The 11,367-nt window shown below is 72.8% G+C and carries 12 protein-coding genes and 1 pseudogene; 6 read left to right on the top strand and 7 right to left on the bottom strand.

Annotated elements, in window-relative coordinates; genetic code table 11:
• From ABZ457_RS24850 to ABZ457_RS24835, 4 genes and pseudogenes are all read left to right on the top strand, one after another.
• Nucleotides 1–394 (top strand): annotated as a pseudogene (locus ABZ457_RS24850) (hypothetical protein); the annotation flags it as partial.
• Between the two features lie 152 nt (nt 395–546).
• A complete protein-coding gene (locus tag ABZ457_RS24845; protein ID WP_359161152.1) occupies nt 547–1,257 on the top strand; it encodes a class F sortase in 711 nt (236 codons plus the stop codon).
• 152 nt (nt 1,258–1,409) lie between these two features.
• Nucleotides 1,410–2,378, top strand: a complete 969-nt coding sequence (locus tag ABZ457_RS24840; protein ID WP_359161149.1) for a hypothetical protein — start codon at nt 1,410–1,412, stop codon at nt 2,376–2,378.
• A 175-nt stretch (nt 2,379–2,553) separates the two neighbouring features.
• Nucleotides 2,554–3,030 carry an SSI family serine proteinase inhibitor gene (locus tag ABZ457_RS24835; protein ID WP_359161146.1) on the top strand — a complete coding sequence of 159 codons (477 nt, stop codon included), beginning with the start codon at nt 2,554–2,556 and terminating at the stop codon, nt 3,028–3,030.
• A 23-nt stretch (nt 3,031–3,053) separates the two neighbouring features.
• Here ABZ457_RS24835 and ABZ457_RS24830 read toward each other — a convergent pair whose 3' ends face one another.
• From ABZ457_RS24830 to ABZ457_RS24810, 5 genes are all read right to left on the bottom strand, one after another.
• Nucleotides 3,054–3,215 (bottom strand): hypothetical protein, encoded by a 162-nt coding sequence (locus ABZ457_RS24830; RefSeq protein ID WP_018849586.1) that lies wholly within the window; start codon nt 3,213–3,215, stop codon nt 3,054–3,056.
• 141 nt (nt 3,216–3,356) lie between these two features.
• Nucleotides 3,357–4,313, bottom strand: a complete 957-nt coding sequence (locus tag ABZ457_RS24825; RefSeq protein WP_359161143.1) for a cytochrome c oxidase assembly protein — start codon at nt 4,311–4,313, stop codon at nt 3,357–3,359.
• Nucleotides 4,314–4,419: 106 nt separating this feature from the next.
• On the bottom strand, nt 4,420–5,445 hold the full coding sequence (locus ABZ457_RS24820) for a 6-phosphofructokinase (protein WP_026277975.1): 1,026 nt from the start codon (nt 5,443–5,445) through the stop codon (nt 4,420–4,422).
• Nucleotides 5,446–5,692: 247 nt separating this feature from the next.
• Nucleotides 5,693–6,421 (bottom strand): glutamine amidotransferase, encoded by a 729-nt coding sequence (locus ABZ457_RS24815; RefSeq protein WP_359161139.1) that lies wholly within the window; start codon nt 6,419–6,421, stop codon nt 5,693–5,695.
• A gap of 44 nt (nt 6,422–6,465) precedes the next feature.
• Nucleotides 6,466–7,701: a MurT ligase domain-containing protein gene (locus tag ABZ457_RS24810; RefSeq protein WP_359161136.1), complete on the bottom strand. Its 1,236-nt coding sequence runs from the start codon at nt 7,699–7,701 to the stop codon at nt 6,466–6,468.
• A gap of 116 nt (nt 7,702–7,817) precedes the next feature.
• On the opposite strand from ABZ457_RS24810, the gene def reads away from it, so the two are divergent.
• A complete protein-coding gene (def, locus tag ABZ457_RS24805; RefSeq protein ID WP_359161133.1) occupies nt 7,818–8,441 on the top strand; it encodes a peptide deformylase in 624 nt (207 codons plus the stop codon).
• A 236-nt stretch (nt 8,442–8,677) separates the two neighbouring features.
• Here the strand turns inward: def and ABZ457_RS24800 are convergent, their stop codons facing one another.
• Nucleotides 8,678–9,319 (bottom strand): TetR family transcriptional regulator, encoded by a 642-nt coding sequence (locus ABZ457_RS24800; protein ID WP_359161130.1) that lies wholly within the window; start codon nt 9,317–9,319, stop codon nt 8,678–8,680.
• A 163-nt stretch (nt 9,320–9,482) separates the two neighbouring features.
• Between ABZ457_RS24800 and ABZ457_RS24795 the strand changes: the two genes are divergently transcribed.
• Entirely contained in the window at nt 9,483–10,712 is a 1,230-nt protein-coding gene (locus tag ABZ457_RS24795; RefSeq protein ID WP_359161127.1) for an acyl-CoA dehydrogenase family protein, read from the top strand.
• Between the two features lie 85 nt (nt 10,713–10,797).
• Here ABZ457_RS24795 and ABZ457_RS24790 read toward each other — a convergent pair whose 3' ends face one another.
• Complete coding sequence (locus ABZ457_RS24790) at nt 10,798–11,283, bottom strand: glutathione peroxidase (protein ID WP_359161124.1); 486 nt, start codon at nt 11,281–11,283, stop codon at nt 10,798–10,800.
• Nucleotides 11,284–11,367: the final 84 nt, after the last annotated feature.

Here is an 11,367-nt window from a genome sequence, read left to right as displayed (position 1 = left end):
CGTGCACGCCGGTGGTGGCGCCCTCGCGGGTGTCACGGCCGACGACTGGAAGAAGGACGACAAGGACGACCACGACAAGGGCGGCAAGTACAAGCCGCATGGTGGTGTCCACGCCGGTGGCGGCGCGCTCGCCGGTGTCACGGCCGACGACTGGAAGAAGGACGAGTCCTCGAAGGAGGGCTACTCCTCCTCCAGCGACAAGAAGTGGGAGAAGGACGACTCCGAGAAGTCCTGGAAGCACGAGAAGCCGCGCGGTGGCGTCCACACCGGCGGTGGCGGCACGGCCCTCTCGGGCGGCGGCCTCGCCGCGGGCGCGCTGCTCCTCCTCGGTGGTGTCGGCGCCGGCGCCATGGTGATGCGCCGCCGTGGCGCGACCGGGTCCGCCGCGGCCTGACGTTCCGTACGCAGTCCCCGTCGTGGTCGCCGCCCACCCCCAGGGCGGCGGCCACGGCGTCGGCGTTTGCCGCCCGGACCACCGGGCCGGCCCCGCACACCCGGCCCGCCCGCCAGCCATCCCGCCCGTCAGCGAAAGGCGCGACGTCCCGTATGGACAGCCAGCAGTCCTCCGGCCAGCACCAGCAGTCCCACTCCGCACCCCGCTCCTTCGGCCGCGCCATGCTCTGGCCGGTCATCGCCTCCGTTCTCGGCGTCCTGCTGATCTACAACTCCTTCGACACCACGGACGACGCCAAGCCGCCCTCGCAGCCGGCCGCCGTCGCCTCCGCCTCCCCGTCCGCCGCGCCCACGGCCGCGCCCTCGCCGAGCAAAGCCGCCCCGAAGTACCTCGCGGCGCCCCGCTCCGTGCCCGAGCGGCTGAAGATCATGGAGATCGCCGTCGACGCCCCGTTCATGGGCCTGTCGATCGGCGAGGAGGGCCGTCTGGACGCCCCGCCGCCGGACGACCGGAACCTGGTCGGCTGGTTCCAGGAGGGCGTCACCCCGGGTGAGCTGGGCACCTCGATCGTCGCGGGACATGTGGACACCAAGACCGGCCCGGCCGTCTTCCTCCAGCTCAGAATGCTGAAGAAGGGCAGCAAGGTGGACATCCTCCGCGAGGACGGGTCCACGGTGACCTTCGTGGTCGACTCCGTCGAGAACTTCGAGAAGGACGACTTCCCCAACGACCGGGTGTACGCGGACACCCCCGACGCCCAGCTCCGGCTGATCACCTGCGGGGGCGAGTACGACCGCAAGGCCAAGGACTACACGGAGAACGTCGTCGTCTTCGCGCACCTGGACTCGGTGACCTCCCCGTAGCGGCCCCAGCGGCCCCTCGGCTGCGAACCCTCTGCTCAGATACCCCCTGGGTGTATTCGTTTCATCCGGCCGGACCGGTTGACTCGATACCCCTAGGGGGTATCGTGGTGTCTGTGGTCGCAGCCAGGCGGCCCCGGAGGGAGGAGCGCGTCATGCAGACCGGTGCCAAGATCACCGCCTTCGCCGCGGCGCTCGCGGCGGCCTTCGGCGCGGCGTACGGGGTGGGGCAGGGCCTCGATCCCGTCGTCAGCGAGGCGGAGAAGCCCGCCGGGCACTCGGCCCCGCACGAGCCGGGGCGCGAGAGCCCCGCGGCCTCCGGTCACGGTGAGGAACCGCCCGGCGGGCTCCAGGTCTCCGAGGGCGGCTACACACTCGACCTGGAGACCACCCGGATCGACGCCGGCCGGCCCGCCGAGCTGCGCTTCGCCGTGGTCGAGGACCGGACCGGGCGCAAGGTCACCGAGTACCGCCGCGAGCACGACAAGGAACTCCATCTGATCGTCGCCTCCCGCGACCTGACCGAGTTCCGGCACCTGCACCCCGTGCGGGCCGCCGACGGCACCTGGTCCACCCCGGTCGACCTGCCCGAGGCGGGCGGCTACCGGGTGTTCGCCGACTTCGTCCCCGAGGCCACCGGCGAGGGCGTCACCCTCGGCACCGACCTGGCCGTCGCGGGCGACGCGGAACCCCGCCCGCTGCCCCGGCCCGAGGCCACGGTCACCGTCGACGGCTACCAGGTCGCCCTGACGGGCCGGCTGCGCCCGGGCGAGCCCGCCGAGCTGACCCTCACGGTCACCAGGGACGGCCGCCCGGTCACCGACCTCCAGCCCTACCTGGGCGCCTACGGCCACCTGGTCGCGCTGCGCTCCGGGGACCTCGCCTACCTGCACGTCCACCCGAACGGCGAACCGGGCGACGGGAAGACCCGCCCCGGGCCGGGGATCTCCTTCACCGCGACGGCGCCGAGCCAGGGCGCGTACCGCCTCTTCCTCGACTTCCGGCACGAGGGCACGGTCCGCACCGCGGCCTTCACCGTGACGACGGACGGGGCGGCGGCCGAGCCCTCCGGGCAGCGGCCCGAGCCCGGTGACTCGCACGCCCCGGACGGCCACGGGCACTGACCTCTGCCCCGCGCCGCGCGGGATTGGCCCGGACAGCCGTCCGGGCCAATCCCGCACCCGTACGCGCGACGGGGGCGGCGCGGCTGTTTGCGGTGCGGCGCGGGGGACGGTGCTCTATGGCCTGCCCGACCCCCCACGCCGGCCCGCACGCCGGCTTCCCCGCCAGGAGCACCGGATGCACCGCACCGCCGCCCTCGTCGCAGCCGCCCTTCTCGCCTCGGCGGCGGGCCTGCCCTCGGCCGCGCCCGCCGTGGCCTCGCCCACCCCGCACGCGGACTCCGCCCGTGCCCCGGAGCCGGCGGCCGTGCCGGCGGAGGACGAGGCCGACACCCCGGAGGAGCCCGAGAAGCCGCGCGGGCTGTTTCTGACCGTGTCCGGCTCGGAGAACACCTGGATCCGGGGCGTCCTGCTGCACTGCGCCCCCGAGCCCGCCGGGCCGCACCCGCGGGCGGCCGCCGCGTGCGCCGCCCTCGACGAGGCGCAGGGGGACATGGACCGGCTGCCCGGCGACGGGGCGCCCTGCACCAAGCAGTACGACCCGGTCACGGTCAGCGCCACCGGCGCGTGGCGCGGCAGGCCGACCGCCTGGCACAAGACCTATCCGAACGCCTGCGAGCTGGCCGCCACCACGGGCGCCGTCTTCCGCTTCTGAGCGGACCGGTGTGCGCTGGCGGCTCAGGTGCTGCTGCGGGAGGTGACCACTCCGACGGTCACCAGACCGAGCACGACCCAGCCGAACCAGAGCCATCCGTTGCTGCCGAGTGCCGCCGTGTAGGCCGTCACGACCACCAGGGTCCCGACGGTCAGCACTCCCATCACCTTCGTCGGACTGGACATCTGCGCCCTCCTTCGACGGCGGGGACCGTCAGGAACCATGGTCGCCCCTGACCGGCGTGTCGCGCTACTGCCGGGAGGGCCCGGCACCGAATCACCGGTGCCGGGCCCTCCCGTGGCGTGCACGGCGGCTCCGCCGCGCGGTCAGCGTCCGCCGCTGCGCGCCTGGAGCGAGGCCAGGTACGCGTTGTACGCCTCCAGCTCCTTGTCGCCGTCCCGGTCCGCGGCCCGGTCCTGGCGCCTGGCCACCCGCTGCTCGGAGCGGTACCACTGGTAGACCAGCGCGATCAGCACCAGCACGGACGGGATCTCGCTGAACGCCCAGGCGATCCCGCCCGCCGCGTGCTGGTCGTCCAGCGCGTCGATGCCGAGGGAGGCCGGCGGGCTCGCGTACGCGCCGACCATGGGCGTGGAGGCCATCATCAGCGCGATGCCGAAGAACGCGTGGAACGGCATCCCGGCGAACAGCTCCAGCATCCGCATCACATAGCCGGGGCGGTGCGGGCCGGGGTCCACGCCCATGATCGGCCAGAAGAACACCAGCCCGACCGCGAGGAAGTGCACCATCATCGCGATGTGCCCGGTCTTCGAGCCCATCAGGAAGTCGAACAGCGGCGTGAAGTACAGGCCGTAGAGGCTGGCGATGAAGAGCGGGATGGTGAACGCGGGATGCGTGACGATCCGCATGTAGCGGCTGTGCAGAAGGCTCAGCAGCACCTCGCGCGGCCCGGTGCGGTCCCGGCCGGCCACCGGCAGGGCGCGCAGGGCGAGGGTGATCGGCGCGCCGAGCAGCACCAGGATGGGCGTCACCATGCTGATGATCATGTGCTGCACCATGTGCACGCTGAACATGACCATGCCGTAGTCGTTCAGCTTGGTGCACATCACCAGCAGGATGGTGAGCACACCCGTGGTGAACGCGATCATGCGGCCCACCGGCCAGGCGTCCCCCCGGCGCCGCAGCCGGGCGACCCCCCACCCGTACAGGCCGAGCGCGGCCAGGCACGCGACGAGGAAGAAGGGGTCCGGCGAGAGCTCCAGCCCCCGTCCCAGCGTGAACGGCGGCAGATCCATCGTCATGCCGTGCCCGCTGTGATCCATCTGCGTACTCCCGGGGCTTCCCGATTCGTGCCTGTTGTCCGGACCAGACTAGATGTGCCCCCGGACGCGCTCGCGTCCGGGGGCACGGTGTCCTGGGGGAGTCCCGTCAGAGGACGCACTCCGCCTCGGCGTAGCGGTCGGTCGGGACCGTCTTCAGGGTCCGGGTCGCCTCCTGGAGGGGGACCATCACGATGTCCGTGCCGCGCAGCGCGGTCAGCATCCCGAACTCGCCCCGGTGCGCCGCCTCCACCGCGTGCCAGCCGAAGCGGGTCGCGAGGACCCGGTCGTACGCGGTCGGGGTACCGCCGCGCTGGACGTGGCCGAGGATGACCGGGCGGGCCTCCTTGCCGAGGCGGTGCTCCAGTTCGACCGACAACTGCCGTGCCACACCGGCGAAACGCTCGTGGCCGTAGATGTCCTTGCCGCCCTCGTCCCAGCGCATGGTGCCCTCGCGGGGCTTGGCGCCCTCGGCGACGACCACGATGGCGAACTTCTTGCCCTTGGAGAAGCGCTCGCCGACCCGGGCGGTCAGCTCCTCTATGTCGAACGGGCGCTCCGGGACGACGATGGCGTGGGCGCCGGCGGCCATGCCCGAGTGGAGGGCGATCCAGCCGGTGTGGCGGCCCATGACCTCGACGATCAGCACCCGCTGGTGGGACTCGGCGGTCGTCTTCAGGCGGTCGAGCGCCTCGGTCGCCACACCGACGGCCGTGTCGAAGCCGAAGGTCACATCGGTCGAGGCGATGTCGTTGTCGATGGTCTTCGGCACGCCGACGATCGGCAGACCCGCCTCGGACAGCAGGGTCGCCGCCTTGAGGGTGCCCTCACCGCCGATCGGGATGATCGCGTCGAGCCCCAGGTCGGCCACATGCCCCTTGGCCCGCTCCACGCCGTCCACCAGATGCGCCGGCTGGACCCGGGAGGAGCCGAGGATCGTGCCGCCGCGCGCCAGGATGCCGGACACCGCGTCCAGGTCGAGCTTGCGGTAGTCGCACTCCAGGAGGCCCTTCCAGCCGTCGTGGAACCCGATGACCTCGTCGTCGTGGTCGACGACGGCGCGGTGCACGACGGAACGGATGACGGCGTTCAGACCGGGGCAGTCGCCGCCGGAGGTGAGCACACCAATGCGCATAGCCCGAGAACCTTTGCAAACGTGGGCCGACTCCCGGACCACGTCGTCCGGTTGGATCGGGGCCACCCTACCGGCGCGCGGACCCCGTTCCGAAACCGGCCGTCCGCCTGGTGGGACCGTGTCGGCGGCCCCTCGCTCAGGTGAGCGAGGGGCCGCGGGAATGGGTGCTCGGGTGAGCGCGGAGACCGTCAGGCGGGCTTTCCGAGCGGGGGGTTTCGCGCCTCCCGGAGACGGGTCGGGAGACCGGTCAGGCGGGCTGCGTGGCCGCCGCGATCCGCTCCGCGCGCAGCGCCTCGTACCACCGGTCGTCGGTCGGCGGCAGGGCGTTCACATCGAGGGCCAGCTTCAGCAGCAGGTCCGCGATCTGGGGGTTGCGCGCCATGACCGGGCCGTGCATGTAGGTGCCGAACACGGTGTCGTTGTAGGCGCCCTCGGTGCCGTCGCCGGTGCCGTTGCCGCGGCCGAAGACGGTCCGTGCGAACGGGCGGGCGGTGGGCCCGAGATGGGTGATGCCCTGGTGGTTCTCGAAGCCCGTGAGCTGGGGCAGGTTTAGGCGCGGGTCGATGTCCGCGAGGACGTCGCCGACGCAGCGCTCGCCCTCGCCGCGGGTGGAGACCACGTCGATCAGGCCGAGGCCCGGCTCCCGCTCCCCGAGGTCGTTGATGAACTCGTGGCCCAGGATCTGGTAGCCCGCGCAGACCGAGAAGATGATCGCGCCGTTGGAGGCGGCCCGGCTCAGGCCGCCGTCCCTGCGCAGCCGCTCCGCCGCCAGCCGCTGGGGCCGGTCCTCGCCGCCGCCGATCAGGTAGATGTCGCCCGAGGTGGGCACCGGCTGGTCGCTGCGCACGTCCATGCGCAGGACGTCCAGTCCGCGCTGGCGGGCGCGGCGCTCGACGACGAGGGCGTTGCCCTGGTCGCCGTAGGTGCTGAGCAGGTCCGGGTAGACCCACACCAGACGCAGGCTGCTGTCACTCATTCCCATGGTCCTTTTCGTCCGTCCGCAGCTCGTTGTCCGGGTGCTCAGTTGCCGACGCGGCGGCGCACGTCCTGGAAGGCGGTGTAGTTGGCGATCAGCTCGATCCGGCCGGGCGGGGCGGACTGGACGGCCTCGTCCACGGTCTCGCAGACGCGGAAGTCCAGGCCGGCGACCTCCAGGCGCACGGCCAGGTCGAGGCGGCGGTCGCCGATCACGAAGATCGGGTGCCCGGCGAGCCGGGTGTAGTCCACGTCCCACAGCCAGGAGGTGTCGGTGCCGTCGGCGCCCCGGGCGTTGACGGAGAGGATCACCGGGGTGGGCGGCGGGTCGATCAGGGAGAAGGTCTCGAGCCAGCCGGCCGGGTTCTTCGCGAGGAGCAGGCGCACGTCGCGGCCGAGGAAGGAGACCACGTCGTACCGGCCGGCCACGGCCTGCACCTGGTACATGCGCTCCAGGGCGACCTGCGGCGGCACCCCGAAGGCGGCGGCGACGGCGGCCGAGGTGGCGGCGTTGGCCTTGTTGGCCCGGCCGGGGAGCTGGAGGTGGATCGGCCAGGCGCTGCCGTGCGGGTCGATGACGTGGTCGCCGCTCAGCACCCAGCTGGGGGAGGGGCGGCGGAAGCCGCACTCGCCGCAGAACCAGTCGTCGCCGGGGCGCTGCATCACACCGCCGCAGGACGGGCAGGACCAGGCGTCGTCCTTCCACTCCTGGCCCGCCGCCACCCATACGACATTGGGGGAGGAGGAGGCCGCCCAGACGACGAGCGGGTCGTCGGCGTTGGCGATCACGGTCGCCTTGGAGCCGGCCAGTCCCTCGCGCCACTTCTCGGCCAGCATCCGGGTCTCGGCGGCGCGGTCGAGCTGGTCGCGGGAGAGGTTGAGCAGCGCGATCGCCTTGGGCGTGACGTCCCGGGCGACGCCCGAGAGGTACTTCTCGTCGACCTCGATCACACCGAAGCGGGCGTCCGAGCCGCCCGCCAGCGCGGAGGTGATGCCCGCGGGCATGTTCGCGCCGAGGGCGTTGGAGACCACCGGGCCGGCGGCGCGCAGGGCCTCCGCGATCAGCCGGGTCGTCGTGGTCTTGCCGTTGGTCGCCGACACGAGGACCACGTCCAGGTGCTGTGCGAGCCGGCCCAGCAGGTCGGGGTCGAGTTTCAGCGCCACCCGGCCGCCGATCACCGATCCGCTGCCGCGTCCGGCGGCACGCGACACCGCGGCCGCGGCCTTGCCCGCCGTCACGGCCAGCTTGGCACGCGGCGTCAGCTCCGAGTTGCCTGACATCGTCCTTGATCCTCCTTGCGTCGGTCCGGAGCCAGCCTATCGAGCTATCCCCGGCGTCCCGCACCGCGGCACCGTCGGGAAACGTGGAGGTCACGCGGGAACGTACGCTGGGCGCCATGCGAAACCGGCCGATCCCCGGCAGTTCCGGACTGGTCAGGCCCATGAGCCTGCTCGGTGATCCGGTGCTGCACGCCCCCTGCGAGCCCGTCACGGACTTCGGCGCGGACCCCGGCGGGGGTGCCGGCGCGGACGCCGGTGTGGACCTCGCGCGCCTGGTGGAGGACCTGTTCGCCACGATGTACGCCGCGCAGGGGGTGGGCCTGGCGGCGAACCAGGCGGGGGTGCCGCTGCGGGTCTTCGTGTACGACTGCCCCGACGACGAGGACGTGCGGCACGTCGGCCATGTGGTGAACCCGGTGCTCGTGGCGGCGGACGGGGTCGTGGTGCGCGGGCCGGAGGGCTGCCTGTCCCTGCCGGGGCTGGAGGCGCCGGTGGAGCGGTACGACCGGGCGGTGGTGGAGGGCGTGACGCTGGACGGCGCGCCGGTGCGGGTGGAGGGCACGGGGTTCTTCGCGCGCTGCCTCCAGCACGAGTGCGACCACCTGGACGGGCTGGTCTACGCGGACCGGCTCACGCGGTGGCGCCGGGGGCGGCTGGCGCGGGGGGTGGGGCGGGCGGCGTGGGGGTCCGCGGAGCGGGTGGGGCGGGTGCGGGGGGTGCGGGGGGTTGGCGGCGCGTAGGGGGCGCCTGCTGCGGGCCCTTTCCCCACCCCGCCCCTTCCCGTAACCGGGGGCTCCGCCCCCGGACCCCCGCGCCTCAATCGCCGGCGGGGCTGGAGTGGCTGCCGTCCCGGGCCGGGGCGGGGGCGCTTCCGTGGGTGTCCGGCTTCCGGCACGGGGACGCCTCAATCGCCGGCGGGGCTGGAGTGGCAGTTGTCGGGCGGGGCTGGAGTGGCAGCCCGGTCGAACGCGCGAGGTCACGCCTCCGGCGTGACCTCGCGATCGGGCGCGTCGAAGAGGCGGCCGCAGAGGAGGTCCGTCAGGCTCTCGACCAACTCCTCGCGTGCGCACGGGCGTTCGGCCAGCCACCAGTCGCCCGCCGCGTGCATCATGCCGACGATGCCGTGGCCCCAGACCCGGGCCACCAGCTCCCCGCCGGGGCCGAGGTCCGCGCGGTCGGCGATGACCTGGCCCAGTTCCTCGCCGAGGCGGCGCAGCAGTGGCGCCGAGTGGCGGCCGACGTCGAAGCCCTGCTCGGCGGGGGTGCGGTCGCCGTCCTCGGAGGGGTGCATCAGGAAGCGGTAGACCTGCGGCCGCGCCTCGATCGCCGCGAGATAGGTGTCCAGCGTGCCCGCCACCTGCTGCCGGCGGTCCACCGGCGCGTACACCGCCACCTTCAGCGCCCGCAGCAGCGCGTCGGTGTGGCGTTTGGCGAGGGCCCGGTAGAGGCCGCCCTTGTCCCCGAAGTGGCGGTAGAGGATCGGCTTGGTGATCCCCGCCTCGGCGGCGATCGCGTTCATCGAGGCCTGCGGCCCGTCGCGGAGGACCACCCGCTCGGCCGCCTCCAGCAGCTCGCGCCGCCGCTGGTCCGCCGAGCGCTGCTGCTGCGTGGTCTCCATGATCCGACTCTCCCCGCCCTTGCGAAATGCGTGACGCGCAAGGTAACACCCACCTGCCCGGACCGGTGATCCGGCTGCGTCGGTTGACATGTGCTACTGATCGGTAACAGACTTTGGTTACCGCAAGTAACGCGCTGCTGGGCGCCGTAGTGCTGGAGGGGTCATGACCGAGTTCACGCTCGATCTCAACGAGGACCAGAAGCAGGTCCGCGACTGGCTGAACGGCTTCGCGAAGGATGTCATGCGCCCGGCCGCCGCGGAATGGGACGAGCGCGAGGAGACGCCCTGGCCCGTCATCCAGGAGGCCGCCAAGATCGGCATCTACTCCCTGGACTTCTACGCCCAGCAGTTCTTCGACCCGACCGGCCTCGGCATCCCCATGACCATGGAGGAGCTGTTCTGGGGCGACGCGGGCATCGCCCTGTCGATCGTCGGCACCGGCCTCGCCGCCGTCGGCGTCATCGCCAACGGCACCGAGGAGCAGATCGGCACCTGGATCCCGCAGATGTACGGCGATGCCAACGATGTCAAGGTCGCCGCCTTCTGCTCCTCCGAGCCCGACGCGGGCAGCGACGTCGCCTCCATGCGGACCCGCGCCGTCTACGACGAGGCCAAGGACGAGTGGGTCCTCAACGGCACCAAGACCTGGGCGACCAACGGCGGCATCGCAGGCGTGCATGTCGTGGTCGCCGTCGTCGACCCGGAGCTGGGCTCGAAGGGGCACGCCTCCTTCATCGTCCCGCCCGGCACCCCCGGGCTCAGCCAGGGCCAGAAGTTCAAGAAGCACGGCATCCGCGCCTCGCACACCGCCGAGGTCGTCCTGGAGGACTGCCGCGTCCCCGGCAGCTGCCTCCTCGGCGGCAAGGAGAAGCTGGACGAGCGCCTGGCCCGGGCCCGCGAGCGGGCGAAGGCGGGCGGCGGCGAGCGGCTGAAGAACGCGGCGATGGCCACCTTCGAGGCGTCCCGCCCGGCCGTCGGCGCCATGGCCGTCGGCACCGCCCGCGCCGCCTACGAGGAGGCGCTGGAGTACGCCAGGACCCGGGAGCAGTTCGGCCGCCCGATCATCGACAACCAGGGCGTCGCCTTCCAGCTCGCCGACATGCGCACCCGGATCGACGCGTCCCGGCTGCTGGTCTGGCGCGCCTCCTGGATGGCCACCACCGGCAAGCCCTTCACCTCCGCCGAGGGCTCCATGTCCAAGCTCTTCGCCAGCGAGACGGCCAAGAGCGTCACCGCCCAGGCCATCCAGATCCTCGGCGGCAACGGCTACACCCGCGAGTACCCGGTGGAGCGCATGCACCGGGACGCGGCGATCTACACCATCTTCGAGGGCACCAGCGAGATCCAGCGCCTGGTGATCGCCCGCACCCTGGCGGGCATGCCCATCCGCTGACCGGCCGGCCACGGCACACGGCGGCGCCCCGGTCCCCCATGGACCGGGGCGCCGCCGTGTGGACGGACGTACGGAACGGAAGGGCTCAGGCCGGCAGGGCCGCCTCCACGGCCGCCACGACCTCCGGCGCCTCCGGCTCGGTGCGCGGACGGAAGCGGGTCACCTCGCCGCCGGGCGCGATCAGGAACTTCTCGAAGTTCCACTGCACATCGCCCGCCTCGCCGTCCGCGTCCGCGACCCGGGTCAGCTCCGTGTACAGCGGATGGCGGCCCTCGCCGTTCACGTCCGCCTTCTCCAGCAGCGGGAAGGTCACCCCGTAGGTCGCCGAGCAGAACTCCGCGATCTCCTCGGAGCTGCCCGGCTCCTGCCCGGCGAACTGGTTGCACGGCACGCCCAGCACCGTGAACCCCTTGTCGCCGTACGTCTTCTGCAGGCGCTCAAGACCCTCGTACTGGGGCGTCAGGCCGCAGCGGGAGGCGACGTTCACCACGAGCACCGCCTTGCCGGCGTGGTCGGCGAGCGAGGTCTCGGTGCCCTGGAGCGTGCGCAGGGGGATGTCGTACAGGGACAACGCGGACTCCTTCGTGCGGGTGTGTCCCCGCAGCCTACTTCCCCGCCCGGGCACCGCCGCGCCCGCCGGGGGGCGGGCCGGACG

The organism is Streptomyces sp. NPDC005805, from assembly GCF_040630445.1.
Taxonomy (GTDB): Bacteria; Actinomycetota; Actinomycetes; order Streptomycetales; family Streptomycetaceae; genus Streptomyces.
This window is presented reverse-complemented; position numbering and strand designations above follow the sequence as displayed.

Excerpts from the sequence above, each read along its gene's own strand:
- ABZ457_RS24845 (WP_359161152.1), top strand. The coding sequence starts at position 547 with ATGGACAGCCAGCAGTCCTCCGGCCAGCACCAGCAGTCCCACTCCGCA.
- ABZ457_RS24840 (WP_359161149.1), top strand. The coding sequence starts at position 1,410 with ATGCAGACCGGTGCCAAGATCACCGCCTTCGCCGCGGCGCTCGCGGCG.
- ABZ457_RS24835 (WP_359161146.1), top strand. The coding sequence starts at position 2,554 with ATGCACCGCACCGCCGCCCTCGTCGCAGCCGCCCTTCTCGCCTCGGCG.
- ABZ457_RS24830 (WP_018849586.1), bottom strand. The coding sequence starts at position 3,215 with ATGTCCAGTCCGACGAAGGTGATGGGAGTGCTGACCGTCGGGACCCTG.
- ABZ457_RS24825 (WP_359161143.1), bottom strand. The coding sequence starts at position 4,313 with ATGGATCACAGCGGGCACGGCATGACGATGGATCTGCCGCCGTTCACG.
- ABZ457_RS24820 (WP_026277975.1), bottom strand. The coding sequence starts at position 5,445 with ATGCGCATTGGTGTGCTCACCTCCGGCGGCGACTGCCCCGGTCTGAAC.
- ABZ457_RS24815 (WP_359161139.1), bottom strand. The coding sequence starts at position 6,421 with ATGAGTGACAGCAGCCTGCGTCTGGTGTGGGTCTACCCGGACCTGCTC.
- ABZ457_RS24810 (WP_359161136.1), bottom strand. The coding sequence starts at position 7,701 with ATGTCAGGCAACTCGGAGCTGACGCCGCGTGCCAAGCTGGCCGTGACG.
- def (WP_359161133.1), top strand. The coding sequence starts at position 7,818 with ATGCGAAACCGGCCGATCCCCGGCAGTTCCGGACTGGTCAGGCCCATG.
- ABZ457_RS24800 (WP_359161130.1), bottom strand. The coding sequence starts at position 9,319 with ATGGAGACCACGCAGCAGCAGCGCTCGGCGGACCAGCGGCGGCGCGAG.
- ABZ457_RS24795 (WP_359161127.1), top strand. The coding sequence starts at position 9,483 with ATGACCGAGTTCACGCTCGATCTCAACGAGGACCAGAAGCAGGTCCGC.